This is a genomic window from Salmonella sp. SJTUF15570, assembly GCF_043357055.1.
GTDB classification, from domain to species: domain Bacteria; phylum Pseudomonadota; class Gammaproteobacteria; order Enterobacterales; family Enterobacteriaceae; genus Salmonella; species Salmonella enterica.
Genome location: NZ_JBEUKJ010000004.1, coordinates 61,886 through 87,356 on the forward strand (window position 1 = coordinate 61,886; position 25,471 = coordinate 87,356).

27 protein-coding genes are annotated in these 25,471 nt (G+C 52.5%); 13 read left to right on the plus strand and 14 right to left on the minus strand.

The genetic code is table 11. The features are described from left to right. The first annotated feature begins 258 nt into the window (after window positions 1-258). Entirely contained in the window at window positions 259-1,791 is a 1,533-nt protein-coding gene (locus ABVN44_RS09000; RefSeq protein ID WP_000190831.1) for a SpoVR family protein, read from the plus strand. A gap of 46 nt (window positions 1,792-1,837) precedes the next feature. Here the strand turns inward: ABVN44_RS09000 and fadR are convergent, their stop codons facing one another. Beyond that, the gene (fadR, locus tag ABVN44_RS09005) at window positions 1,838-2,557 is read right to left on the minus strand and encodes a fatty acid metabolism transcriptional regulator FadR (protein ID WP_000234826.1); all 720 of its coding nucleotides are present in this window, start codon (window positions 2,555-2,557) and stop codon (window positions 1,838-1,840) included. Window positions 2,558-2,776: 219 nt separating this feature from the next. On the opposite strand from fadR, the gene nhaB reads away from it, so the two are divergent. From nhaB to ABVN44_RS09020, 3 genes are all read left to right on the plus strand, one after another. Next, a complete protein-coding gene (gene nhaB, locus ABVN44_RS09010) occupies window positions 2,777-4,321 on the plus strand; it encodes a Na(+)/H(+) antiporter NhaB (protein WP_000406444.1) in 1,545 nt (514 codons plus the stop codon). 141 nt (window positions 4,322-4,462) lie between these two features. Continuing rightward, window positions 4,463-4,993 carry a disulfide bond formation protein DsbB gene (gene dsbB, locus ABVN44_RS09015; RefSeq protein WP_000943475.1) on the plus strand — a complete coding sequence of 177 codons (531 nt, stop codon included), beginning with the start codon at window positions 4,463-4,465 and terminating at the stop codon, window positions 4,991-4,993. A 108-nt stretch (window positions 4,994-5,101) separates the two neighbouring features. Beyond that, window positions 5,102-5,443, plus strand: a complete 342-nt coding sequence (locus tag ABVN44_RS09020; protein WP_000018967.1) for a DUF1971 domain-containing protein — start codon at window positions 5,102-5,104, stop codon at window positions 5,441-5,443. A gap of 71 nt (window positions 5,444-5,514) precedes the next feature. On the opposite strand, the gene ABVN44_RS09025 is transcribed toward ABVN44_RS09020, so the two are convergent. From ABVN44_RS09025 to ABVN44_RS09045, 5 genes are all read right to left on the minus strand, one after another. Further along, window positions 5,515-5,688 (minus strand): GnsA/GnsB family addiction module toxin, encoded by a 174-nt coding sequence (locus tag ABVN44_RS09025; protein ID WP_001083582.1) that lies wholly within the window; start codon window positions 5,686-5,688, stop codon window positions 5,515-5,517. A 191-nt stretch (window positions 5,689-5,879) separates the two neighbouring features. After that, window positions 5,880-6,017, minus strand: coding sequence for a hypothetical protein (locus ABVN44_RS09030; RefSeq protein ID WP_001519337.1), 138 nt, complete (start codon window positions 6,015-6,017; stop codon window positions 5,880-5,882). Window positions 6,018-6,368: 351 nt separating this feature from the next. Further along, window positions 6,369-6,815 (minus strand): YcgN family cysteine cluster protein, encoded by a 447-nt coding sequence (locus ABVN44_RS09035; protein WP_001285703.1) that lies wholly within the window; start codon window positions 6,813-6,815, stop codon window positions 6,369-6,371. A 92-nt stretch (window positions 6,816-6,907) separates the two neighbouring features. Further along, complete coding sequence (locus ABVN44_RS09040) at window positions 6,908-7,567, minus strand: fumarylacetoacetate hydrolase family protein (RefSeq protein WP_001537367.1); 660 nt, start codon at window positions 7,565-7,567, stop codon at window positions 6,908-6,910. A 49-nt stretch (window positions 7,568-7,616) separates the two neighbouring features. Beyond that, entirely contained in the window at window positions 7,617-7,910 is a 294-nt protein-coding gene (locus ABVN44_RS09045; RefSeq protein ID WP_001525604.1) for a YcgL domain-containing protein, read from the minus strand. A gap of 125 nt (window positions 7,911-8,035) precedes the next feature. Between ABVN44_RS09045 and minC the strand changes: the two genes are divergently transcribed. From minC to minE, 3 genes are read left to right on the plus strand one after another with little or no spacing between them, the layout of a single operon-like run. Next, on the plus strand, window positions 8,036-8,743 hold the full coding sequence (minC, locus tag ABVN44_RS09050; RefSeq protein WP_000072527.1) for a septum site-determining protein MinC: 708 nt from the start codon (window positions 8,036-8,038) through the stop codon (window positions 8,741-8,743). Window positions 8,744-8,766: 23 nt separating this feature from the next. After that, a complete protein-coding gene (gene minD, locus ABVN44_RS09055; RefSeq protein WP_000101047.1) occupies window positions 8,767-9,579 on the plus strand; it encodes a septum site-determining protein MinD in 813 nt (270 codons plus the stop codon). Between the two features lie 3 nt (window positions 9,580-9,582). Next, window positions 9,583-9,849: a cell division topological specificity factor MinE gene (gene minE, locus ABVN44_RS09060; RefSeq protein WP_001185666.1), complete on the plus strand. Its 267-nt coding sequence runs from the start codon at window positions 9,583-9,585 to the stop codon at window positions 9,847-9,849. Window positions 9,850-9,970: 121 nt separating this feature from the next. On the opposite strand, the gene rnd is transcribed toward minE, so the two are convergent. The 5 genes from rnd to ABVN44_RS09085 all read right to left on the minus strand — a co-directional run bounded on the left by rnd (window position 9,971) and on the right by ABVN44_RS09085 (window position 16,377). Next, window positions 9,971-11,098, minus strand: a complete 1,128-nt coding sequence (rnd, locus tag ABVN44_RS09065) for a ribonuclease D (RefSeq protein ID WP_023232594.1) — start codon at window positions 11,096-11,098, stop codon at window positions 9,971-9,973. A gap of 72 nt (window positions 11,099-11,170) precedes the next feature. Next, window positions 11,171-12,856: a long-chain-fatty-acid--CoA ligase FadD gene (gene fadD / locus ABVN44_RS09070; RefSeq protein ID WP_000758418.1), complete on the minus strand. Its 1,686-nt coding sequence runs from the start codon at window positions 12,854-12,856 to the stop codon at window positions 11,171-11,173. 204 nt (window positions 12,857-13,060) lie between these two features. After that, window positions 13,061-13,642, minus strand: a complete 582-nt coding sequence (locus tag ABVN44_RS09075) for a Slp family lipoprotein (RefSeq protein WP_000290594.1) — start codon at window positions 13,640-13,642, stop codon at window positions 13,061-13,063. Window positions 13,643-13,713: 71 nt separating this feature from the next. After that, window positions 13,714-14,409: a tRNA (adenosine(37)-N6)-threonylcarbamoyltransferase complex dimerization subunit type 1 TsaB gene (tsaB, locus tag ABVN44_RS09080; protein ID WP_001221018.1), complete on the minus strand. Its 696-nt coding sequence runs from the start codon at window positions 14,407-14,409 to the stop codon at window positions 13,714-13,716. Window positions 14,410-14,466: 57 nt separating this feature from the next. After that, window positions 14,467-16,377 carry an ATP-dependent DNA helicase gene (locus ABVN44_RS09085; RefSeq protein ID WP_023231923.1) on the minus strand — a complete coding sequence of 637 codons (1,911 nt, stop codon included), beginning with the start codon at window positions 16,375-16,377 and terminating at the stop codon, window positions 14,467-14,469. A 131-nt stretch (window positions 16,378-16,508) separates the two neighbouring features. On the opposite strand from ABVN44_RS09085, the gene ABVN44_RS09090 reads away from it, so the two are divergent. Further along, the gene (locus tag ABVN44_RS09090) at window positions 16,509-16,853 is read left to right on the plus strand and encodes a RidA family protein (RefSeq protein ID WP_000029550.1); all 345 of its coding nucleotides are present in this window, start codon (window positions 16,509-16,511) and stop codon (window positions 16,851-16,853) included. Window positions 16,854-16,858: 5 nt separating this feature from the next. On the opposite strand, the gene ABVN44_RS09095 is transcribed toward ABVN44_RS09090, so the two are convergent. Then, the gene (locus ABVN44_RS09095; RefSeq protein WP_000457328.1) at window positions 16,859-17,038 is read right to left on the minus strand and encodes a YoaH family protein; all 180 of its coding nucleotides are present in this window, start codon (window positions 17,036-17,038) and stop codon (window positions 16,859-16,861) included. A gap of 80 nt (window positions 17,039-17,118) precedes the next feature. On the opposite strand from ABVN44_RS09095, the gene pabB reads away from it, so the two are divergent. The 4 genes from pabB (at window position 17,119) to ABVN44_RS09115 (ending at window position 22,432) form a co-directional block, all read left to right on the plus strand. Then, entirely contained in the window at window positions 17,119-18,483 is a 1,365-nt protein-coding gene (pabB, locus tag ABVN44_RS09100) for an aminodeoxychorismate synthase component 1 (RefSeq protein ID WP_000978460.1), read from the plus strand. Window positions 18,484-18,486: 3 nt separating this feature from the next. Beyond that, window positions 18,487-19,065 (plus strand): CoA pyrophosphatase, encoded by a 579-nt coding sequence (locus tag ABVN44_RS09105; protein WP_000381534.1) that lies wholly within the window; start codon window positions 18,487-18,489, stop codon window positions 19,063-19,065. 263 nt (window positions 19,066-19,328) lie between these two features. Further along, window positions 19,329-20,693: an L-serine ammonia-lyase gene (sdaA, locus tag ABVN44_RS09110; protein WP_023231925.1), complete on the plus strand. Its 1,365-nt coding sequence runs from the start codon at window positions 19,329-19,331 to the stop codon at window positions 20,691-20,693. 137 nt (window positions 20,694-20,830) lie between these two features. Continuing rightward, complete coding sequence (locus ABVN44_RS09115; RefSeq protein ID WP_001192519.1) at window positions 20,831-22,432, plus strand: EAL domain-containing protein; 1,602 nt, start codon at window positions 20,831-20,833, stop codon at window positions 22,430-22,432. 21 nt (window positions 22,433-22,453) lie between these two features. Here the strand turns inward: ABVN44_RS09115 and yoaE are convergent, their stop codons facing one another. Next, window positions 22,454-24,013 carry a CNNM family cation transport protein YoaE gene (yoaE, locus tag ABVN44_RS09120; RefSeq protein WP_000421815.1) on the minus strand — a complete coding sequence of 520 codons (1,560 nt, stop codon included), beginning with the start codon at window positions 24,011-24,013 and terminating at the stop codon, window positions 22,454-22,456. Then, window positions 24,001-24,333: a protein YoaL gene (locus tag ABVN44_RS09125; protein ID WP_011233029.1), complete on the minus strand. Its 333-nt coding sequence runs from the start codon at window positions 24,331-24,333 to the stop codon at window positions 24,001-24,003. The genes yoaE and ABVN44_RS09125 overlap by 13 nt, the downstream gene beginning before the upstream one ends. Window positions 24,334-24,485: 152 nt before the next feature. On the opposite strand from ABVN44_RS09125, the gene manX reads away from it, so the two are divergent. Continuing rightward, window positions 24,486-25,454 carry a PTS mannose transporter subunit IIAB gene (gene manX, locus ABVN44_RS09130; RefSeq protein WP_000150523.1) on the plus strand — a complete coding sequence of 323 codons (969 nt, stop codon included), beginning with the start codon at window positions 24,486-24,488 and terminating at the stop codon, window positions 25,452-25,454. The last annotated feature ends 17 nt before the right edge of the window (window positions 25,455-25,471 follow it).

The window sequence follows — 25,471 nt, forward strand, 5'->3', positions numbered from 1 at the left end:
TTATTCAACATATGACTTTTTTATGGTGACGTGCTTCACATATACCCTAAAGACAAGCGATCCCACTGGTTTGGGATCTCCTGCTACGCGGCATGGCTATACAGCATAAAATGATGCCAATACCCGTTTTTTTGCCGTGCAGAGTGGAGGAAATCGCAAAGAAAAGTTTTCACGATCAAGTCGTTTTTTAACATGGTGTTCTATGCTTGAAAGGAGGCGCTCCATACAGAGAGCGTCGCCAACAATGAGGGTGCGCGAATGGCAACGATTGATTCCATGAACAAGGACACCACACGTTTGAGCGATGGACCCGACTGGACATTTGATCTGCTGGATGTCTATCTGGCAGAGATAGACCGCGTGGCGAAGCTCTACCAACTGGATACTTACCCGCACCAAATTGAAGTCATCACTTCCGAACAGATGATGGACGCCTACTCCAGCGTCGGGATGCCGATCAACTATCCGCACTGGTCGTTTGGCAAAAAGTTCATTGAGACGGAACGTCTGTATAAGCATGGTCAACAAGGACTGGCTTATGAAATTGTGATCAACTCTAATCCCTGCATTGCCTACCTGATGGAAGAAAACACCATCACCATGCAGGCGCTGGTCATGGCGCACGCCTGTTACGGCCACAACTCCTTTTTTAAAAATAATTATCTCTTCCGGAGCTGGACGGATGCCAGTTCTATCGTCGATTACCTGATTTTCGCCCGGAATTACATTACCCGCTGTGAAGAACGCTACGGAGTGGATGAAGTAGAAAAACTGCTCGACTCCTGCCACGCGCTGATGAATTACGGCGTCGATCGCTATAAGCGTCCGCAGAAAATCTCGTTGCAGGAAGAGAAAGCGCGACAAAAAAGCCGGGAAGAGTATCTACAAAGCCAGGTGAATATGCTGTGGCGCACGCTGCCAAAACGCGAGGAAGAAAAAACTGTCGCCGAAGCACGCCGCTTTCCCGCTGAACCGCAGGAAAACCTGCTCTATTTTATGGAGAAAAACGCCCCGTTGCTCGAGCCGTGGCAGCGCGAAATTCTGCGCATCGTGCGTAAAGTCAGCCAGTATTTTTATCCGCAGAAACAGACGCAGGTCATGAACGAGGGCTGGGCGACCTTCTGGCACTACACCATCCTGAACCATCTGTATGATGAAGGCAAAGTGACGGAACGCTTTATGCTGGAGTTTTTACACAGCCATACCAATGTCGTATTTCAGCCGCCCTATAATAGCCCCTGGTATAGCGGAATTAACCCCTATGCGCTCGGCTTTGCCATGTTCCAGGATATCAAACGTATTTGTCAGTCGCCCACGGATGAAGATAAATACTGGTTTCCGGATATTGCCGGTTCCGACTGGCTGGAAACGCTGCACTTCGCCATGCGCGATTTTAAAGATGAAAGCTTTATCAGCCAGTTCCTGTCGCCAAAAGTGATGCGTGATTTCCGTTTCTTCACGGTACTTGATGATGACAGGCATAATTATCTGGAGATCTCCGCCATTCATAACGAAGAAGGTTATCGGGAGATTCGATCAAAACTGTCGTCACAGTATAACCTGAGCAACCTGGAGCCGAATATTCAGGTCTGGAATGTGGATTTACGCGGCGACAGATCGCTGACGTTGCGTTATATCCCGCATAACCGCGCACCGCTGGATAAAGGCCGCAAAGAGGTGCTGAAACATGTGCATCGGTTATGGGGCTTTGATGTGATGCTGGAGCAACAAAATGAGGATGGCAGCGTAGAACTGCTGGAGCGTTGTCCGCCGCGCATGAACATGCTGTAATCGAGATGCTGCCCGGTAGTGTTTGCGCTTACCGGGCATCGCGGGATTATCGTCCCTGAATCGCTAAATCGCCGGGCAGATTTTTCTGCATCCGATGCCAAATCTCGCCGCTGTCATGCCCGTAACGTCGCACCGTTTCATACACCTGGTCGTGCGCGCCCTGCTCGCATAACGACGATAATTTATGATAGAAACCCAGTGCCAGACTGCGCGCTTCCGGATTGGCGAAATAGTGGCGACCAATGCGGGTGTATAACCCTTTCATGCCGTTCAGGATCAAGCCGTAAATAGGATTGCCGGAGGCGAATGCCAGACCACGAAAGATGTTATAGTCCAGATCGGCGAATGCATCGGCATGGTCGGCCACTTCGTGGGCAGTGGCCAGCACTTCCTGCGCCTTATCCGGGTGTTGACGCAACGCGGTACGAATAAAGATAGTAGAAATATTGGTACGCACCGACAACAAATTGTCGATCAGTTGCGGAACGCTTTCATGATCAAGGCGGGCCAGCGTTTCAAGGATATTCAGCCCTGACGTTTCCCAAAAATTATTAACCTTTGTCGGTTTGCCATGCTGAATGGTCAGCCAGCCATCTCGCGCCAGCCGCTGTAACACCTCGCGTAATGTCGTGCGCGTCACGCCGATCAGTTCGGAGAGTTCTCGTTCTGCCGGTAAGATCGTGCCAGGAGGAAAGCGGTTATTCCAGATACTTTCAATAATATACTCTTCCGCGAAACCCGCCGGGCTCTGCGCCTTAATGACCATAGTGAGATTTCCATTACACAGCAAAACATAGTTGTACTCATCATACCAGACGGGCGTAACACCTGATAGCGGACGCAATGAAGAAAAAGGGGATCAAGGCACCATTTCTGATATCGCCTGCCAATATCGTTAAGGACTTGCTTGCATTCGTCGCGCTCGCTACTCTCTGTGTTTAAACATAAAAACGCTATTTCATTTTTCTAGGTAAGGAAAAATTTCATGGAGATCTCATGGGGTCGCGCCATGTGGCGCAACTTTTTAGGCCAGTCGCCCGACTGGTACAAACTGGCACTACTTGTCTTTTTAATTGTTAACCCATTCATTTTCTTAGCTAATCCCTTTGTTGCCGGTTGGCTGCTGGTGGCAGAATTTATCTTCACCCTGGCGATGGCGTTAAAGTGTTACCCCCTGCTGCCCGGCGGGTTACTGGCCATTGAAGCCGTTATCATCGGCATGACCAGCGCCGCCCATGTACGTGAAGAGGTTGCCGCCAACCTGGAAGTCTTGCTGCTGCTGATGTTTATGGTGGCAGGCATCTACTTTATGAAGCAGTTATTGCTGTTTATTTTTACCCGTCTGTTACTCAGTATCCGCTCGAAGATGGTTCTGTCGCTGGCCTTTTGCGTCGCCGCCGCGTTCTTGTCGGCTTTCCTTGACGCGCTTACCGTCGTTGCGGTGGTGATCAGCGTCGCCGTCGGTTTTTACGGGATTTACCATCGTGTGGCCTCATCGCGCGGCGAAGAGAACGATATGCTGGACGACAGCCATATCGATCCGCATTACAAAACGGTGCTGGAGCAATTCCGCGGATTCTTGCGTAGCCTGATGATGCATGCAGGCGTGGGGACGGCGCTGGGCGGTGTCATGACCATGGTCGGGGAGCCGCAAAACCTGATCATCGCTAAAGCGGCTGGCTGGCATTTCGGCGACTTTTTTTTGCGGATGTCGCCTGTCACCGTCCCGGTACTGGTATGTGGACTGTTAACCTGTATGCTGGTCGAGAAAATGCGCTGGTTTGGCTATGGCGAAACGTTGCCCGAAAAAGTCCGCGACGTTTTACAGCAATTCGACGATCAAAGCCGTAAGAAGCGCACCCGCCAGGATAAAATTAAACTAATAGTCCAGGCGATTATTGGCGTCTGGCTGGTTACCGCCCTCGCCCTCCATCTCGCGGAGGTGGGACTGATTGGTCTGTCGGTCATTATTCTGGCCACCGCGTTAACGGGTGTCACCGATGAACACGCCATCGGCAAAGCGTTTACCGAGTCGCTGCCGTTTACTGCGCTGTTAACCGTTTTCTTCTCCATTGTGGCGGTTATTATCGATCAACATCTTTTCGCGCCGATTATTCAGTTCGTCTTGCAAGCCTCTGAACACGCGCAGCTAACGCTGTTCTATCTCTTTAACGGCCTGTTGTCCTCCATCTCAGATAACGTCTTTGTCGGCACCATTTATATCAACGAAGCGAAGGCGGCAATGGAAAACGGCGCTATCAGCTTAAAACAGTTTGAGCTTTTAGCCGTGGCCATCAATACCGGTACTAACCTGCCATCGGTAGCGACGCCAAATGGTCAGGCGGCATTCTTATTCCTGCTGACCTCCGCGCTGGCGCCGTTAATCCGTCTCTCCTATGGCCGTATGGTCTGGATGGCGTTACCGTACACTATCGTACTGACCCTGATAGGGCTACTGTGCGTCGAATTCACTCTTGCGCCGGCCACCGAATGGATGACTCAGGCAGGATGGTTAGCAACGCTTTCGTAACGTTTGGCCGGGCAATACACCGCCCGGCTCCGATTTTTGCCTGATAATTATCCAATTACACATTATTTCATTTCCCGCTAGTGGCGCACGAATTGAATTGGTTTACACTGCGGTCTCTACGCATGTTGCAGGGAAATTATTATGTTGCGATTTTTAAACCAGTGCTCACGGGGTCGGGGCGCATGGTTACTGATGGCGTTTACCGCCCTGGCGCTGGAAATGGTGGCGCTGTGGTTCCAGCACGTCATGTTACTTAAACCTTGCGTGCTATGTATTTACGAACGTTGCGCCCTGTTTGGCGTGATGGGCGCGGGTCTGGTCGGCGCAATAGCGCCGAAAACGCCGCTGCGATACGTGGCAATGGTTATCTGGATTTACAGCGCCTGGCGGGGTCTACAACTGGCGTATGAACATACGATGATTCAGTTGCATCCCTCGCCGTTCATGACCTGTGACTTTATGGCGCGCTTTCCAGACTGGTTGCCGTTGGGTAAATGGCTGCCGCAGGTGTTTGTGGCATCCGGTGATTGCGCCGAACGCCAGTGGTCGTTTTTAACGCTGGAGATGCCGCAATGGCTGTTGGGGATCTTTGCCGCTTACCTTGTGGTGGCGATAGCCGTCGTCATAGCCCAGGCATTTAAGCCTAAAAAACGCGACCTGTTCGGTCGTTGATACACACGCTCCTTCGGGAGCGTTTTTTTTGCCCGAAGCGTTGTTTGCCAGTGATTAAAAGGTGTATATTAAATACATCTTTTAATCACCACATCAGGGAGATGTCTTATGTCCCACTTACGCATCCCGGCAAACTGGAAAGTTAAACGCTCTACCCCCTTTTTCACCAAAGAGAATGTTCCGGCGGCACTGCTCTCTCATCACAACACAGCGGCAGGCGTTTTCGGACAACTCTGCGTGATGGAAGGCACCGTGACCTACTATGGCTTTGCGAATGAAACCGCGACAGAACCAGAAGTGAAAGTGGTGATTAATGCCGGGCAATTCGCCACCAGTCCGCCGCAATACTGGCATCGGGTAGAGCTGAGCGATGATGCGCGGTTCAACATTCATTTTTGGGTAGAGGAAGACCATCAGGGCGAGGAAATGTATCAACAGAAAAAAGCCTGACATCGGTAAACCAGTCACCACTGGGCGGCGTCCCGCCCAGTAGCCAGGTGATTAATGGCGCTAATTAAACGCTAGAGTAGTTTAATTTTAACGTGGTATCCCTCAAGCCCTTTCATCGTTTCTCGCGGCGCGAACTCTATTTCGGAAACCTCTTGCCCGGTTTTCTTCCGTAGTTCGGCAACCTTTTTGCTAATGAGTGCCGCGATTTCCTCTTCTGCTTTATGTGTCAACTCTTCGCTGTTCATTGATTTCCTCCTTTGAACTCGCAAACGGCTAAGCGCAATAAGACAGTGTCGTCATGGACGCGCTACTATTTTAACGTACAAAAAATTATAGGCTATCTTTCTGAGGATTATCAGGATGTTTCGCTTTAGAAGATGTAAAAAACCGCCTGGCACAGACGGTGCATCAGGCGGTTGGTTAATAGCACAAGACGCTATCTACGAGGATCTTCAACCTCATTCTGGGTATCCGGGTCGAGAGGATCGTCTCCCTCTGGCGTATCCGGAATATTTTCACCAGGAAGCGGCTCATCCTCTGGTAATGGATCGACTAAATCAGGACGTTCAGACATAAAGCCTCCAACGAACCATAGTTATTAAAGATACCCTACAGCACTACTTTTGGTTTTTCTTTGGATTTTTTCCTTCGTCTTCGGGTGTCTTATCAGGCTTCCTGGGCTGATCCTTTGAAACGCGCAACGGTTGGTTATTCATGGGGTAACTCCTCAGGATAGGCAGCGATATACTGCTTTGAAAGTATAGAGTCGCCACCATACGTGCGCGAGCGCAGCGACAAGGCGCGTCAGGGAGGAGTAGAAGGCAGTGATAACGCCAGGTGACGGAATTTGCACGCAATTCCTGATTTCAGGGGGCGCCCGGCGTAAATTAAAGAATTGTAAACAATCAGCCGTTTTGCCGAAGACTTATTCTGCCCACGACGGTTTATTTAAAATATGATCCTGCCAGTCCCGTACTTCAGATTCTTTAACCGCGATATGACGGACAGAAATTCGCTCGCCATGCATAGCAGCTTTCGATCCAGTCAGCAGCGGATGCCACGTCGGCAAGGGCTTACCTTCCGCCAACAAACGGTAGGCGCAGGTCATCGGCAACCATTCAAAGTCTGGCAAGTTTTCGCGAGTGAGTTTGATACAGTCGGGTTCAAATTCAAAACGGCGCTCATAATGACGGCACTGGCACGTTTTAATATTTAATTGCCTGCACGCCACGTTGGTGAAGTAGATTTCATCTGTATCTTCATCCATCAGCTTATGCAGGCAGCATTGACCGCAGCCATCGCACAGCGACTCCCACTCGGCATCGGTCATTTCATCCAGGGTTTTACGTTGCCAGAAAGGTGTATCGCTCATTAAAGTATCCGCCATTGCACTAAAGCTGCACCTTATAACCAGTCTGGCCTGCAGATGCAAGTTTTACCGCCGCTGAAGGCGGCAAGCAGATTTTACAGAACGCGGGTAGACAATGTTTCGCCATTAAAACGAATGTCCAGCTCATCGCCGCTCAATAATGGCCCCACGCCTGCCGGCGTGCCGGTTAGCACCACGTCCCCGGCTTTGAGCGTAAAATAGCGGCTCATATAGGCGATAAGGGGCACAATAGGATGAATCATATCCGCGGTCGACCCTTGCTGGCGAACCTCGCCATTAACGTTAAGTCCGATAACCGTATTTTGCGGATCGCCGCAGAAGGCCGCGACAGGGATGAAGCCTGAAATCGGACATGCGTTATCAAAACCTTTGGCTTTTTCCCAGGGCTGTCCGGCCTTTTTCATTTTCCCTTGAATATCGCGCAGGGTTAAATCAAGCGCCACGCCATAACCGGCTATCGCTTTACATACATGATCTTCGGTCGCCTGGCGGAGCGTTGCGCCAATCAGCACGGCAAGCTCAACTTCATGATGAACAGCGCCCATATCCGCCGGAATCGCCAGCGGCTGGCGAATATCACACAATGCGGTTTCCGGCTTGATAAAAAGCACGGGTTCTTCCGGCGTCGCGCTGCCCATCTCCTTGATGTGATTTGCGTAATTACTGCCCACGCAGACCACTTTACTTACCGGGTAATCAAGCAAGGCGCCTTGCCAGTTACGATGTTGATACATATTTTCCCCTAAGATCATGATGGAATTCAGGCGCGGCGCCGAATACCGTTTAACGGTCAGCGGGCGACGTATTTTGTCCCACCGAAGAAAGATGTTGTTTCAGCAAATCTTCCGGCGGCGGCGGCAATTGTAAATAATAGCCCTGCTCGCTTAACGCCTGTTTTACTTTTTCGAGCTCGGCATTGACTAATTTTTTACGTCCATCAAGCGGCAGCATCATCGCTAACTGCGGCTGACCGAATCCTTTCATCAATGCTTCAGGCACCCGCGAAAAATCGTCTTTTTTTTCGACATACAAATAGGTTTGATCGCGCTTGCTACTTCGATAGATCACACAAAACATACTTTTACTCTGAATTAACGGGATGGTGACTTGCCTCAATATAATACTGACTATAACATGCCTTCTGGACTTCGGAATATCACTCCGTATCGGAGATGATAAATAGCAAATTGAGTAAGGCCAGGATGTCAAACACGCCAATCGAGCTTAAAGGCAGTAGCTTCACCTTATCAGTGGTTCATTTGCATGAAGCGGAACCAGAGGTTATTCGTCAGGCGTTAGAAGACAAAATAGCGCAGGCTCCTGCGTTTTTAAAACACGCCCCTGTCGTTATTAACGTTAGCGGTCTTGAAAGCCCGGTAAACTGGCCGGAACTGCATAAGATCGTGACCTCAACCGGCTTACGCATTATCGGCGTGAGCGGCTGTAAAGACGCCAGCCTGAAAGTAGAAATCGATCGGATGGGTCTTCCTTTACTGACTGAAGGTAAAGAGAAAGCGGTTCGGCCTGCGCCCGTTGAGCCGGCAACGCCCAGCGAACCGCCGCAAAACGCTAATCCCATCACAAAAACGCGATTAATTGATGTTCCGGTTCGTTCCGGTCAGCGCATTTATGCTCCACAATGTGATCTGATTGTTACAAGTCACGTCAGCGCTGGCGCAGAGCTTATCGCTGACGGCAATATCCATGTCTATGGCATGATGAGAGGTCGCGCGCTGGCAGGGGCGAGCGGCGATCGGGAAGCGCAAATTTTTTGTACCCATCTGACGGCAGAACTGGTCTCTATCGCAGGTGTTTACTGGCTGAGTGATAAAATCCCGGCAGAATTTTATGGCAAAGCGGCGCGCCTGCGTTTAGCAGACAACGCTTTGACAGTTCAACCGTTGAATTGATCCCTTTTTAACAAGGAATTTTTATGGCACGCATTATTGTTGTTACTTCGGGTAAAGGGGGCGTTGGCAAGACCACCTCCAGCGCGGCCATCGCTACAGGTTTGGCCCAGAAGGGAAAGAAAACTGTCGTCATTGATTTTGATATCGGACTGCGTAACCTCGATCTGATTATGGGGTGCGAACGTCGTGTCGTTTACGATTTTGTAAACGTCATTCAGGGCGATGCGACACTGAATCAGGCGCTGATCAAAGATAAGCGTACTGAAAATCTCTTCATTCTTCCGGCGTCGCAGACCCGGGATAAAGACGCGCTAACGCGCGAAGGCGTCGCTAAGGTACTGGACTCACTGAAAGCGATGGACTTTGAGTTCATCGTTTGCGACTCGCCGGCGGGTATCGAAACCGGGGCGCTGATGGCGCTCTATTTTGCCGATGAAGCGATCATCACGACTAACCCGGAAGTCTCTTCTGTCCGTGACTCGGACCGTATTCTGGGTATTCTGGCATCGAAATCTCGTCGCGCAGAAAATGGCGAAGAACCGATTAAAGAACATCTCCTGTTGACGCGCTACAATCCAGGCCGCGTCAATAAAGGCGACATGCTCAGCATGGAAGATGTACTGGAGATTCTGCGTATTAAACTCGTCGGGGTGATCCCGGAAGATCAATCCGTACTGCGCGCATCGAACCAGGGCGAACCGGTGATTCTTGACGCCACTGCGGATGCGGGTAAAGCCTATGCAGATACCGTAGATCGTCTGTTGGGAGAAGAACGTCCTTTCCGCTTCATTGAAGAAGAGAAGAAAGGTTTCCTCAAACGCCTGTTCGGAGGATAAATTATGGCATTACTGGATTTTTTTCTCTCGCGGAAAAAGAGTACCGCTAATATTGCAAAAGAGCGGTTGCAAATCATTGTCGCGGAACGTCGCCGTAGCGATGCCGAACCGCATTATTTACCGCAGTTACGTAAAGATATTCTTGAGGTCATTTGTAAATACGTACAAATCGATCCGGAAATGGTTACCGTCCAGCTTGAGCAAAAAGATGGTGATATCTCCATCCTTGAACTTAACGTAACGCTGCCGGAAGCCGAAGAGTCAAAATAAGCTCTTTTATGGGAAAATTCCTGGATTAAAAAAGGCAGAAGAATCTGCCTTTTTTATTTTTTTACATTATTCCGAATACGGACATTTATTTCACTGGCCGTTTTCCCGGAAATTACCGCCGTTAACGCGGATACTCCTGCAACAGAAGAGTTAACTTCTCCGCCATCAGTTCGGCGCGCCAGCCGGAAATCAATTCCGGTTGCCCATTTTGCGGTTTTAATTTCCAGTGCCAGTTAAGCAACTGATTAATCTGCCGACGCGATGCCAGTAGCTCGCCGCTGACGTGATGCGACGCGCTCACCTCCGCCACCAGCGCTTTGATGGCCTTAAACGCTTTGCGATAGCCCGGCATGTCCATCAGATTCAACAGGGGTTCCGGCAATGCCTCCTCCGGTAACGCCTGTGCTTTCGCCACCAGCGATATCAACGTCTTGCCGTGAAAACGAATCTCGCTGCCGGAAAGCCCCAGGCTATCCAGCTCACCGAGACTGCCCGGCATATAACGCGCGACCGCCCACAGGTTTTCTTCACGCACAACAAAGTTCACCGCCATATCGCGCTCACGCGCCTTACGTATCCGCCAGTCAGCTAAAAGTTGCAGACAGGCTAACTGGCGAGTACGCAGTTGCCAGGCATTGGTGATATCCCGCCATGCTTCTTCCGGCGCCTGAATCTCCTGACGACGCTGCTGCATCAATCGGCATTCATCAAGCGCGGCAGGCAGCCATCCTGCGGCTTCAGTTTCAATCATCAGCTTTTTGGCGATCGGTAACAGATACCAGACATCCGCCGCCGCGTATTCACACTGACGTTCGCTTAAAGGCCGGGCTAACCAGTCGGTACGAGACTCGCTTTTATCCAGCGCCACGCCCGTATACTCTTCTACCATCGCCGCAAACCCCCACGACAGCGGACGCCCGCAAAACGCCGCCAGAATTTGCGTATCAATCAGGGGCTCCGGCAGTTCGCCAAACGCATTCAGAAATACTTCCAGATCTTCGCTACCCGCGTGCAGAAATTTGGTGATTCCCGTATCGCGCAACACCGCTTTTAACGGCGACCAGTCGCTGATGCCGAGCGGATCGATCAGGGCGACATTTGCCCCGTCAAATAACTGGATCAATCCTAACTGCGGGTAATAGGTGCGGGTACGGACAAATTCCGTATCTAAAGCAATAGCCGGACATGTGCGGACAGCTTCACACAGGCTCGCCAGCGCATCGTCCGTTTCAATCATTTGGTAATTCAAATCGTGTTCTCTTTGGTTCGCGCCAAAAAAAACGCCGGCTTAACCGGCGTCTCTCGTTAGCTGACTTAACGCTCAGGCTTTATTGTCTACTTTGCCACGGGCTTCGTCACGCAGTTCTCGTCGTAAAATTTTCCCAACGTTAGATTTTGGTAATTCCTCGCGAAACTCGACCTGTTTGGGCACTTTATATCCGGTCAGATGGCGACGGCAGAAGGTGATCAACGCATCGTCAGTCAATGCTGGATCTTTCTTAACCACAAAAAGCTTCACCGCTTCGCCGCTACTACCGGAAGGCACGCCAACCGCCGCGACTTCCTGCACGCCAGAATGCTGCATCACCACATCTTCAATTTCGTTTGGATAAACGTTGAAACCAGAAACCAGAATCATATCTTTCTTACGATCGACAATCCGCAGAAAGCCGTCTTCATCCATAACCGCAATATCGCCCGTATGCAGCCAGCCATCTTTAATGATTTCATCCGTCGCGTCAGGACGCTGCCAGTATCCCAGCATAACCTGCGGGCCTTTCACGCAAAGCTCTCCGGCCTCACCCGGCGCGACTTCGTTGTCATCGTCATCCACCAGTTTGGCTTCTGTTGACGGTACTGGCAGGCCGATACTGCCGCTGTGATAATCAATATCATGCGGGTTGACGCTCACCAGCGGGGCGCACTCGGTCAGCCCGTAACCTTCCAGCAGGTATTGCCCGGTCAGCTTTACCCAACGTTCCGCAACGACGTTTTGCACCGGCATCCCGCCGCCGGCTGACAGATGCAGCGAAGAAAAATCCAGCTGTTGAAACTCTTTATTATTGAGCAGGGCGTTGAATAGCGTATTAACGCCAGTCATCGCCGTAAATGGATATTTCGCCAGCTCCTTGACCAGGCCGGGGATATCACGCGGATTGGTAATCAGCAGGTTTTGCCCACCCAGCTCGATAAAAAGCAGACAGTTCATGGTTAAGGCAAAAATATGATACAGCGGCAGCGCGGTCACTACCAGCTCTTTCCCCGGGTGCAGCAGCGGCCCATAGGTCGCTTTCACCTGCTCCAGATTCGCCAGCATATTGCGGTGGGTCAACATCGCGCCTTTCGCCACGCCCGTCGTACCGCCGGTATATTGCAGGAAAGCCAGATCTTCAGCGACAACCTCGGGTTTGACATACTGCATACGGTAGCCATGCTGTAGCGCGCTGCGAAACGAGATCGCATCTGGCAAGTGGTATTTTGGCACCAGACGCTTGATGTATTTCACGACAAAGTTAACAACCGTACCTTTGGCGGTAGAAAGCTGGTCGCCCATCCGCGTCAGAATAACGTGCTGTACCGACGTTTTCTCGACTACTTTTTCCAGCGTATGGGCAAAGTTAGAAACAATAATGATTGCCGCCGCGCCGCTATCGTTAAGCTGATGCTCAAGTTCGCGCGGCGTGTAAAGCGGGTTAACGTTCACCACAATCATGCCGGCGCGTAAAATACCAAATAGCGCGACGGGATACTGCAACAGGTTTGGCATCATCAGCGCCACACGGTCGCCTTTTTTGAGTCCCAGCCCTTGTTGTAAATAAGCCGCAAATGCCCGACTACGTTCTTCTAATTTACGGAAGGTCATTACCTCCCCCATATTGACGAACGCAGGCTGATCGGCATAGCGCGTCGCCGCATGTTCAAACAGTTCAACCAGGGATTGATAACGGTCAGGGTTGATCTCCGCCGGAACATCAGCAGGATAACGGTTAAGCCAAACCTTCTTCAATGCATCACCTCTAAAATGAGTGTTCGTCGTCATCACAACCCCAGTTAATAAACAAGTCGTTAACATTATATTAACTCAGCGTACCAGTTTATTAATTACGCAACTGAAAGGTTGCGAAGCGCGTCACTATTTATTTTTATTATGTCTCTATGAATGCAGAAACAGCGGACCAGCCGCTGTTTCTTTTATTGATAAAACAAAGATTTACTCTGTTACTATCGTCTGAACCTCTGCGGGTCCAGGGTTATACCACCCCCAACCGCCATAGCCATAAGGCCAGGCGCGTCCGCCGTAAAACCACGGATCGATCGGCTGTGGAGGCATGACGACCTGCTGAACAAGATGCCAGCGTTTATAACCGGTAGCCTGCATCAGCATAAATTTATACGGCGTATTGCCGATTTTACCGTCAACCGTGCCGGTTATCGGGCCGACAACGGTAACTAACTGGCCACGGAAGTCCACCGGGTCCAGAAAACCGTTCACATCGGCAAAAATTCTGCCGCGCGAGGCTTCGCCCAGAACAGGACGCGCGCCACTGTCGAGCGGTACGGTCGCGATTTCAAGCCGGGTTTTTCCCTGCTGATTTTGTACCGCCACAACTTTGCCGCCAAAACGCGCCTCTTGCCCGATATAGAGCTGTGGCGCATTCATCACCCGCACCAAATCCTGCTGCGGCGTCGGACTCGAACCTTTAATGGCATCCGGGATAGTCACGCAACCGCTCAGCATAAGCGCAAAAGCGCACGCCAGCGCCCCTTTTATTAACCGTTTTTGAACCGCCATGATGCGACTCCTTTTTCTCGACCTCTATTCCACCCCACAGCATAAAGTATGGGGGGTAATAGTAGTGAGAGTCATTCTTTGCCGGGAAGTTTCTTCCACGCCACTTCGTTACGCAAATAAACCGGCTCGGCATGTTCCACGGCAACGGTCTCTCCTGCCGCCAGCTTTTGACTGGCGATGGGCAACATATCTTCCGCTGCCGGGAGCGACACCTCCCCATCATGAAGCGTCAGGCCGCACTCCTTCGCCAGATCGGGCCAGGCGGACCAACCCGTTCCTACCGTCGCCCACTCGCCGGAAAGCTGTTTCAACCGCTCGCCGACCCGTTCCGGTTTCAGCACCGCTTCCGTCTCTTCGCCCTGCCAGACGCCCTGCGCATCACGCTGGTATTCCGCCCAGTACACTTCTCCCATTCGCGCGTCAATCGCGGCGAGTACGCGGGTCGCGCCGGTTTTACGCCACGCGCCCTGCGCCATCGTGGCAAGCGTCGAAACACCGATCATCGGCAGATTTGCCCCTAACGCCAGCCCTTGCGCAATACCAATACCGATACGCACGCCGGTAAAGCTGCCCGGACCGCGCCCAAACGCCAGCGCATCTATCTCATTGAGCGAGGCGCCGCTGGCGACCAGAATTTCCTGCACCATGGGCAGGATACGTTGAGTGTGTTCTCGTGGACAAAGCTCAAAGTGAGCATTGATAGTACCGTTGTTCCACAGGGCGACAGAACAGGCCTCTGTGGCGGTATCGATAGCCAGAATTCGCATGAGGTTTCGTGCTTAGATCAATAAAATAGCGCGCATCTTACCATACTCCGTAACAAATTACTCGGCGGATGGAATCGCAAGAAAGCGAACGGCACGGGCGATATCACGCGTGCGCGGCGCAGGAGGCAGGCTGGCGAGAAACGTGGCGCCATAGGGCCGCATCACCAGCCGGTTATCACAAATCACTAACACCCCGCGATCGTCCGCATCGCGAATCAGCCGCCCCACCCCCTGCTTCAGCGTAATCACCGCGTCGGGCAGTTGAACCTCATCAAACGGATCGCCGCCGCGCAAACGACAGTCTTCCATTCGCGCTTTTAACAGCGGGTCGTCCGGGGAAGTAAACGGCAATTTGTCGATAATCACCAAAGATAACGTATCGCCGCGCACGTCCACCCCTTCCCAGAAGCTGCTGGTGGCGACGAGCAGCGCGTTGCCGGCGCTAACAAATTGCTGTAACAGTTGGCCTTTACTGGTTTCCCCTTGCAACAATACCGGCAGCGTCATGGTGGCACGAAACTGCTCCGCCAGATCGCGCATCATGGCGTGTGAGGTGCACAGCATAAAACATCGCCCGTTATTGGCTTCGATAATCGGCCTGAGCATAGCCGCCAACTGTCGCGCCGCGCCGGGCTGGTTGGTTTGCGGTAGGTTACGCGGTACGCAGAGTAACGCCTGGCGCGTATAGTCGAATGGGCTGGGCAGCAGCATGGATTCTGCCTGTTCAATTCCAAGACGGGCGGTAAAGTGGTGAAGATCATCATTTACCGACAACGTGGCCGAGGTAAAAATCCAGCTACCGGGCTTCTGTTCCATCACCTCTTTGAATTTGTCCGCCACGGTGAGCGGCGTCAGCGCCAGGGTGAAATGGCGCGAGGTGCACTCATACCAGTAGCTGTATCCCGGCTGATTGATCTCTTTTAAGCGTTTCAGCCGTGAACGGTATAGCGTGGCGCGTTCAAAAGCCGCATCCAGCAGCGCCGAACGGCCCAGCGACAGTTTCGCCACGTCGTAACAAAGCTCCAGCGTATCATCCAGCAGTAAAAATGCCCGTTGGATACGTGGGTCGGCTAACAGTTCACGCAAATTCCCCCGGTAGCCGGGCTCCCCCAGTTGCAGACGAAAATCCTGGGCGCTCTGGGCAAGGCGATCGGCGCATTTTTGCAACTGTTGAGTGTCTTTCAGTTCCGTCCGGTAGGCGATGGTGATGTCTTTTGCTAAATCCAGCAACTGACGGCTGGAGAGCGATTGTCCGAAATACTGGCTGGCGATGTCAGGCAGTTGGTGGGCTTCATCGAAGATCATTACTTCAGCCTGAGGGATAAGTTCGCCAAACCCGCTCTCTTTAACCACCATATCCGCAAGAAAAAGGTGGTGGTTTACAATCACCACATCCGCGTCCATCGCCTTTTTACGCGCTTTCACCACAAAGCACTCTTTGTAGAGCGGGCAATCGCTGCCAAGGCAGTTGTCGTTGGTACTGGTGACCAGCTGCCAGGCCTGGGAATCCTCCGCCACGCTGACGCAGGTGCTGATATCGCCATCCCGCGTCTGATTTGACCAGGAGCGCAGCAATATCACGTCGCTTAACGTTTGTACCGGTAAATCGCCGCCCGCCAGCGCTTGTTGTTCCAGACGCTCCAGGCAGAGGTAGTTTGAACGTCCTTTCAACAGGGCCGTCTTACCGGTAAACGCCAACGCTTTTGCTACCGTCGGCAGATCGCGGCTGTAGAGTTGATCCTGCAACGCTTTCGACCCGGTTGAAATGATGACTTTTTTCCCGGCGCGCAACGCCGGAGCGAGGTAAGCATAGGTCTTCCCGGTTCCGGTGCCGGCTTCAACAACCAGAGGCTGCGCATTTTCAATCGCTTGTGTCACGGCAACCGCCATTTGTCGCTGTGGTTCGCGCGGTTTAAAACCGGTTATCGCTTTGGCCAGTTGGCCATCTGCTGCAAAATCGTCCGTCACACTGCCCCCTGTTAATTTGCACAGGGGATTATGTCAGGGTAGAAAGGCTTACGCCAGTTACAGAGGTGACGGCGGCGCCACATTGTGGCAGTCTTGAGCCATTCAAATGGAAAGCAAATGAGGAATAAGTAATGTCTATCGTGCGTATTGATGCCGAAGATCGTTGGTCGGACGTGGTGATCTACAATAATACGCTGTGGTATACCGGCGTGCCGGAAAACCTCGACGCCGACGCTTTTGAGCAAACGGCGAATACTCTGGCGCAAATTGATGCGGTGCTGGAAAAACAGGGCTCCAGTAAGTCACGTATTCTGGATGCCACTATTTTCCTGAGCGATAAAGCGGATTTTGCCGCCATGAATAAGGCGTGGGATGCGTGGGTCGTCGCAGGCCATGCGCCGGTACGCTGTACCGTACAGGCCGGGTTAATGAATCCGAAATATAAAGTTGAGATTAAGATTGTCGCGGCGGTATAAGCCGGTTATTCGTCTTCATCCTCAAAACGCGCCACTATCCGTTCGCCGGTATGGTTGGCGCGAAGTTCGCCCGCCACCTGGGCAATCGCTTCTCCGCTGCTCATACCTTGCGACATCAATTCCTGGATACGTTCTACGGCTTTTTGCTGTTGTTCATGACTGAGTGAAGGTAAACCTGCAAACATGATTAACTCCTGCTAAATTGTTAGCGCTAATTATTTCACGCTACCCGGCGGTAAGCCAGTAGTGTTGTAACGAGTCAGGAATGATGAAGACGTTATCTCCCACTGTTATCACCTTACCCTGGCGTCCGGACGCCGCTGAACACTATTTTGCGCCCGTAAACCATTTGCCCTGGGCGATGCTGCTGCATTCAGGTGATGCTATTCATCCCTATAACCGCTTTGATATTCTGGTCGCCGATCCTGTCACCACACTGACCACGCGCGCGCAGGAAACCACGGTATGTACTGCGCGCACGACTACCGTCACTCTCGACGATCCGTTACACGTTTTGCAGACTCAACTGGAGGCGCTGCCTTTTCATCCTCAGCCTGACCCTGACTTACCCTTTCAGGGCGGCGCGCTGGGTCTGTTTGGTTATGATTTAGGGCGGCGTTTCGAAATTCTGCCCGATACTGCCGCGCGCGATATCGCTTTACCCGATATGGCGATTGGCCTTTACGACTGGGCGCTGATTGTCGATCACCATAAACAGGTAGTGTCGCTGATAAGCTATCACGATGCAGACGCCCGATATCGCTGGCTCACCAGCCAGCGCGCGCCAACCCGAACGCCCTTCAGGCTTACCTCGGCCTGGCAATCCAATATGACGCGTTGCGAGTATGGCGAGAAGTTTCGTCAGGTGCAGGCCTGGCTGCACAGCGGGGACTGCTATCAGGTCAATCTTTCCCAGCGTTTTCAGGCGAGCTACGAGGGTGATGAGTGGCAGGCTTTCGAACGCCTTAACCGCGCAAATCGCGCCCCGTTCAGCGCCTTTCTTCGTTTACATGACGGCGCCATATTGAGCCTTTCTCCCGAGCGTTTTATCCAACTGGAGAATGGTCATATCCAGACGCGCCCGATCAAAGGTACGCTTCCACGGCTTAACGATCCGCAGGCGGATCGTCAGCAGGCGCAGAAACTGGCCAACTCAATGAAAGATCGCGCTGAAAATTTGATGATCGTCGATTTGATGCGTAACGATATTGGCCGGGTCGCCGTACCAGGTTCGGTGAAAGTGCCGGAACTGTTCGTCGTCGAACCATTTCCTGCCGTTCACCATCTGGTTAGCACCATTACCGCCCGTTTACCGGACTCGCTTCATGCTACCGACCTGCTGCGCGCGGCTTTCCCCGGCGGCTCCATTACCGGCGCGCCTAAAGTGCGGGCGATGGAAATTATCGACGAACTGGAGCCGCAGCGACGCAACGCCTGGTGCGGTAGCATCGGTTATCTGAGTTTCTGCGGCAAGATGGATACCAGTATTACTATCCGCACCGTCACGGCAACGCAGGGCCAACTCTATTGCTCAGCCGGCGGCGGTATCGTGGCCGATAGCAAGGAAGAAGCGGAATATCAGGAAACTTTTGATAAAGTTAATCGTATCCTGCACCCACTGGAGAACTAATACGTGGATACCAGCCGTCTGACGCTCGATCATTTCTTATCGCGCTTTCAGCTTTTGCGCCCGCAGATGCCCCATGAAACGTTGAATCAACGTCAGGCCGCCGTACTGATCCCTGTGGTTCGCCGCCCCCAGCCGGGGCTGCTATTGACCCAGCGGGCTATTCATTTGCGCAAACACGCCGGACAGGTCGCCTTTCCCGGCGGGGCCGTGGACAGTACCGATGCTTCGCTTATCGCCGCAGCGCTTCGCGAAGCGCAGGAGGAAGTCGCCATCCCGCCGCAAGCCGTGGAAGTGATTGGCGTTTTACCGCCGGTAGACAGCGTGACCGGTTTTCAGGTCACCCCGGTGGTCGGCATTATTCCGCCAAATCTTCCCTGGCGCGCCAGTGAAGACGAAGTGTCTGCGGTGTTTGAAATGCCGCTGGCGCAAGCGTTGCAACTGGGTCGATATCATCCGCTTGATGTTTACCGTCGCGGCAATTCGCACCGCGTATGGCTCTCCTGGTATGAGCATTATTTCGTCTGGGGCATGACCGCAAACATTCTTCGTGAGCTGGCGCTGCAAATCGGCGTAAAGCCCTGACTGTACACAACGCCATTCACGTTGCCTCAAGGCGGTAACAATCGCCTCCCCCAAAGAGGCAGCCTGAAGGGCAACGTGTATATACTTAACTTTACGCGCGCAAGACACGACTTGAGATTACTGTCGCAATATTAGTAAAAACGCGGTTATTCATTAGTTTAATTCATGTGAATAGTTAAGCTGATGCCAGCGTTCCCTCTTACACTATGCGCAGTTATAACATCGTAACCGGAAACCCCGGTTGCCCTGTCAGGAGTATTATCGTGATTAGCCTATTCGACATGTTTAAGGTAGGGATTGGTCCCTCCTCTTCCCACACTGTTGGCCCGATGAAGGCCGGTAAACAGTTCGTCGATGACCTGGTCGAAAAAGGATTACTGGATAACGTTACCCGCGTCGCTGTCGATGTCTACGGCTCGCTGTCGCTGACGGGGAAAGGTCACCATACCGATATCGCCATTATTATGGGTCTGGCGGGTAATGAACCCGCTACCGTGGATATTGATAGTATCCCCGGTTTTATTCGCGACGTCGAAACGCGCGGGCGTCTGTTACTGGCCCAGGGACGTCACGAAGTCGACTTCCCGAAAGATGACGGAATGCGTTTTCACAACGGCAATTTGCCGCTGCATGAAAACGGGATGCAGATCCACGCCTGGCATGACGACACGGTCATTTATAGCAAGACGTACTATTCCATCGGCGGCGGCTTTATCGTTGATGAAGAGCATTTCGGCCAGGAAGCGACGAATGAGGTTACTGTACCTTATCCGTTTAAATCGGCGAAAGAAATGCTGGAGTATTGCAACAGTACCGGCCTTTCACTCTCCGGCATGGTGATGCAAAACGAACTGGCGCTGCATAGCAAGAAAGAGATTGAAGAGTATTTCGGTCACGTCTGGCAAACCATGCAGGCTTGTATTGATCGCGGTATGAATACCGAAGGCGTTCTGCCGGGGCCGCTGCGCGTACCGCGTCGCGCCTCCGCGCTGCGTCGTATGCTGGTTTCCAGCGATAAGCTTTCCAACGATCCGATGAACGTCATTGACTGGGTGAACATGTTTGCTCTGGCGGTGAACGAAGAGAACGCCGCAGGCGGCCGCGTCGTGACGGCGCCAACCAATGGCGCGTGCGGCATCGTTCCTGCGGTACTGGCTTACTACGACCATTTTATTGAATCAGTCAGCCCGGATATTTACACCCGCTACTTCCTGGCGGCAGGCGCTATTGGCGCGCTGTATAAGATGAACGCGTCTATTTCCGGCGCGGAAGTCGGCTGTCAGGGAGAAGTCGGGGTCGCCTGTTCGATGGCGGCGGCAGGCCTTGCTGAATTGTTGGGCGCCAGCCCGGAACAGGTTTGCGTTGCCGCTGAAATCGGCATGGAGCATAACCTGGGGCTGACCTGCGACCCGGTTGCCGGTCAGGTGCAGGTGCCGTGTATTGAGCGTAACGCCATTGCTTCGGTTAAAGCGATCAACGCTGCGCGTATGGCCATGCGTCGAACCAGCGCGCCGCGCGTCTCGCTGGATAAAGTCATCGAAACGATGTACGAGACCGGAAAAGACATGAACGCCAAATACCGCGAAACGTCGCGCGGCGGGTTGGCCATTAAAGTCCAGTGTGATTAAACGCCATTTCCCCTCCCTTCGCCCATCTGCTACGGATGGGCGAAATTTTTATCTCTTCCTCGTCGACTCCACGTTTCCCCACTACACTTGCTGTGTCGCGGTTGGCTTTTGTCGCCAACGCTTATTGGGCGGCCCGCATGCAAACAGCACAACGGATCATCAATCATTATCGCCGTAATCGTTTCATTGTTTGCACGATTTGTGCACTGGTCACGCTCATTCTTACGCTGAGCATCCGATTTATTTCGGAGCGGAACTTAAATCACCATCGCACGGTTGCATTCGCGAATCATGCCGTTGATGCGCTGGATAATGTGCTGCATCCTCTCCTGGTCGGACGAAACATACTGCTACCCTTACTTGAGCTTCCGTGCGCGACCGCGCATTTGCCGTTGCGTAAGCAAGCCGCCCGCCTGCAAACCATTCGTTCTATCGGGCTGGTAAAAGAGGGAATTCTCTACTGCTCAAGCATTTTTGGCGCCCGTAATACTCCCATACGCCAGCTTCAGCCCGATCTTCCCGCAGCTGGCGATCTGCTGCTACTTTCCACGGACCAATCGTTACTCAAGGGAAGCCCGATCCTCATTCAGTGGTATCCCGCCTCTGCCGATGGCCAGGATGGCGTGATGGAAATTGTGAATATTGACTTGCTGGCGACTATGCTACTTGAGCCGCAGCAGCCGCAAATTACCAGCGCCAGCCTGACGGTCGGCAAACGGCACCTGTTATATGGTCGGGGCGTGGTCGATACTCTTCCGGAATTAAAAAAAGATGAAGAGCGTTACCAGCTTTCATCGCGGCATTTCCCTTTTACTATCAGCGTCAGCGGGCCGTCGGCAGGCGTACTGGCGTTCAAACATCTCCCGACACAGTTACCGCTGGCCGTATTGCTTAGCCTGTTGATCGGTTATATCGCCTGGCTGGCAACGGCCAGCAGAATGAGCTTTTCCTGGGAGATTAATCTGGCCCTTGCCGAACGGGAGTTTGAGCTATTTTGTCAGCCGTTGCTTAATGCCCGCACGCAGCAGTGTACCGGCGTTGAGATCCTGTTACGCTGGAATAACCCGCGCCAGGGCTGGATCTCACCGGATGTTTTTATTCCTATCGCCGAGGAGCATAACCTGATAGCACCGCTGACCCGCTATGTGATTGCGGAAACCATTCGGCAGCGGCACTACTTCCCCATCAACCATCAGTTTCATATCGGCATCAATGTGGCGGCAAGCCATTTCCGACACGGCGTGCTTCTCAAGGATCTTAATCAGTACTGGTTTAGTGCGGAACCTGTTCAGCAACTGGTGCTGGAGCTCACGGAACGCGACGCGTTGCTTGACGTTGATTACCGCCTGATGCGCGAGCTGCATCGTAAAGGCGTCAAGTTAGCCATCGATGATTTTGGCACAGGAAACAGCTCGCTCTCCTGGCTGGAAAAACTGCGGCCGGATATTTTGAAAATCGATAAATCCTTCACCGCCGCCATCGGTACCGATGCGGTCAATTCAACGGTGACCGATATTATTATCGCGCTGGGGCAAAGACTGAATATTGAACTGGTGGCGGAAGGGGTCGAAAACCAGACGCAGGCACAGCATTTGCGCCAGCATGGCGTGCAAATGTTACAGGGCTATCTCTATGCGAAGCCGATGCCCATTAGCGAATTTCCACAGTGGCTGGCGGGCAGCGCGCCGCCGCCCGCCCGGCATAACGGACAGATTATGTCCGCGATGCCGCATCTATAGACTTGATTCCTGCGTGTGACGTTATTCCTCTTCGTCGTGGGCAGGCTGTTCTTTAACAATCCGAACCAGATCGACACGGTAGTCGTTGGCCTCGACAATGGTGATCCGCAGTGGCGGAACATCAATGACATCGCCTACACGAGGAATATGGCCATTAGCGGCGATCACTAACCCCGCGACCGTCGCAATATCGCCCTCTTCGTTCACCAGATGGTCAACTTCCAGCGCCTGCTGTAGCGCATGAAGATCGGTGCCGCCCTTCACTATCCAGCCCTCGGCATCGGCAACGATTTCCGGCGTTTCATCGGCATCCGGGAACTCACCGGCAATCGCTTCCAGCACATCCAGCGGCGTAACCAGCCCCTGCACCACGCCGAACTCGTTCGTGACGATAACGAAACTGCCGCGCGCGCGACGCAAAACGCCTAACAGATTGATAGGATCAAGCGTTTCCGGCACCACTATCGCCGGGGAAGACGCGGCGATAGCCGCAACGTCCGCGCCCTCTTCCAGCGCCACCAGCAACTCTTTCGCCCGAACGATACCGATAATTTCATCCAGCTCGCCCCGACATACCGGGAACAGGCTATGCGGAGAAGAGAGTAACTGCTGACGGATTTCAGCTACGCTGAGATTCGCATCCACCCAACTAATTTCGCCTCGCGGCGTCATAATGCCGCGCAGGGAGCGCGACGCCAGAGTCAGTACGCCGTTAATCATGTAGCGTTCTTCTTCGGCGAAGGCGCCTTCCGACACCGATATCGCGGCCGGGCTATCCGTCTCATGTTGCGTACTTGCCTGACGTTTACCGCCCATCAGACGCAGGATAGCGTCCGCAGTACGCGCGCGCAGCGGCAACGTGGACTGATGACGAATAAAGTTGCGGCGCGCAATCTGGTTAAACACCTCGATAACGATCGAGAAACCAATTGCCGCGTACAGGTAGCCTTTCGGAATATGGAAACCGAACCCTTCCGCCACCAGACTCAAGCCGATCATCAGCAGGAAACTCAGACAGAGCACCACCACCGTCGGATGCTGGTTGACAAAACGGGTCAGCGGTTTTGACGCCAGTAGCATCACCGCCATCGCAATCACCACCGCCGCCATCATAACCGGCAGATGGTTTACCATACCTACCGCCGTAATCACGGCGTCCAGCGAGAAGACCGCATCCAGGATGACAATCTGCGTGACTACCACCCAGAAGCTCGCATAGCCTTTACCGTGTCCGGTGTCATGCTCGCGGTTTTCCAGACGTTCATGCAGCTCGGTGGTCGCTTTAAACAGCAGGAATATACCGCCCAGCAGCATAATTAAATCACGGCCGGAGAAGGTAAAATCCCAGACGGTAAAGAGCGGCTTTGTTAAGGTCACCAGCCACGAAATAATGGACAGCAGCGCCAGACGCATAATCAGCGCCAGCGAGAGCCCGATAAGACGCGCTTTGTCACGCTGCTTTGGCGGCAATTTATCGGCGAGGATCGCGATAAAGACCAGGTTATCGATACCCAGGACAATTTCCAGGACGACGAGCGTGAGTAAACCCACCCAAATTGAGGGATCCATTAATAATTCCATGACAAGCTCCTGCTTAAGGAATGACTAAACGGCGCCCACAACATCTCAAAGGATGCAGGCGGTAACGCAATAAACAAAGTAAGGCTATGGCAAGATATGCCAGATTGACAGGCGCAAAACGGCCAAAGAGTGAAATGACGTCGGTGACGATCCATACAACGGGCTGCTGCCCTATACCCCATTCTAATTAAACGGAAGCTAAACATAACAGAGACAACTGGTTTTTGGCAAAGATTTACCTTCCTTTGCAAAGAGATGTAACCGGGATATTTTACACTTCGAAATTTCTCATTATCGAAAACAAAATTACGGATCTCCATCACACAAAATATTTTTTTCGATATCTAAAATAATTCACGAAAATCATGCGTTTTTCGTTGTAACCCTCATCTGAATCGATTCGCTTGCGGACGGCGATTCAAAAAATACATCTGTCAAGTTGATGTGTTGACAATAATAAAGGAGGTAGCAAGTGACCATTGCTATTGTTATAGGCACACATGGTTGGGCTGCAGAGCAGTTACTTAAAACAGCCGAAATGCTGTTAGGCGAGCAGGAAAACGTCGGCTGGATCGATTTCGTTCCAGGCGAAAATGCCGAAACGCTGATCGAAAAGTACAACGCTCAGTTGGCTAAACTCGATACCAGTAAAGGCGTGCTATTTCTCGTTGATACATGGGGAGGCAGTCCGTTTAATGCTGCCAGCCGCATTGTCGTCGATAAAGAGCGCTATGAAGTTATTGCCGGCGTCAACATCCCGATGCTGGTCGAAACGTTTATGGCTCGTGACGACGATCCAAGCTTTGACGAGCTGGTCGCACTGGCGGTAGAAACCGGTCGTGAAGGCGTAAAAGCGCTGAAAGCGAAACCGGTAGAAAAAGCCGCGCCAGCGCCAGTCGCCGCCGCGCCAAAAGCGGCCACGCCGGCAAAACCGATGGGCCCGAATGATTATATGGTTATCGGGCTTGCCCGTATTGATGACCGCCTCATTCACGGTCAGGTCGCTACCCGCTGGACCAAAGAGACCAATGTCAGCCGTATTATTGTTGTGAGCGATGAAGTCGCGGCGGATACCGTACGTAAAACGCTGCTGACGCAAGTTGCGCCGCCGGGCGTTACGGCGCATGTGGTTGACGTCGCGAAGATGATTCGCGTCTACAATAACCCGAAATACGCCGGCGAACGCGTGATGCTTCTGTTTACCAATCCTACCGACGTCGAGCGCATCGTTGAGGGCGGCGTGAAAGTCACTTCCGTGAACATTGGCGGTATGGCCTATCGTCAAGGTAAAACGCAGGTGAACAACGCCGTTTCCGTCGATGAAAAGGATATCGAAGCCTTTAAAAAGCTCAACGAGCGCGGCATCGAGCTTGAGGTGCGTAAAGTTTCCACCGATCCGAAACTGAAAATGATGGATTTAATTGCCAAAGTGGCGAAATAACCGCCGGCATTTAATTA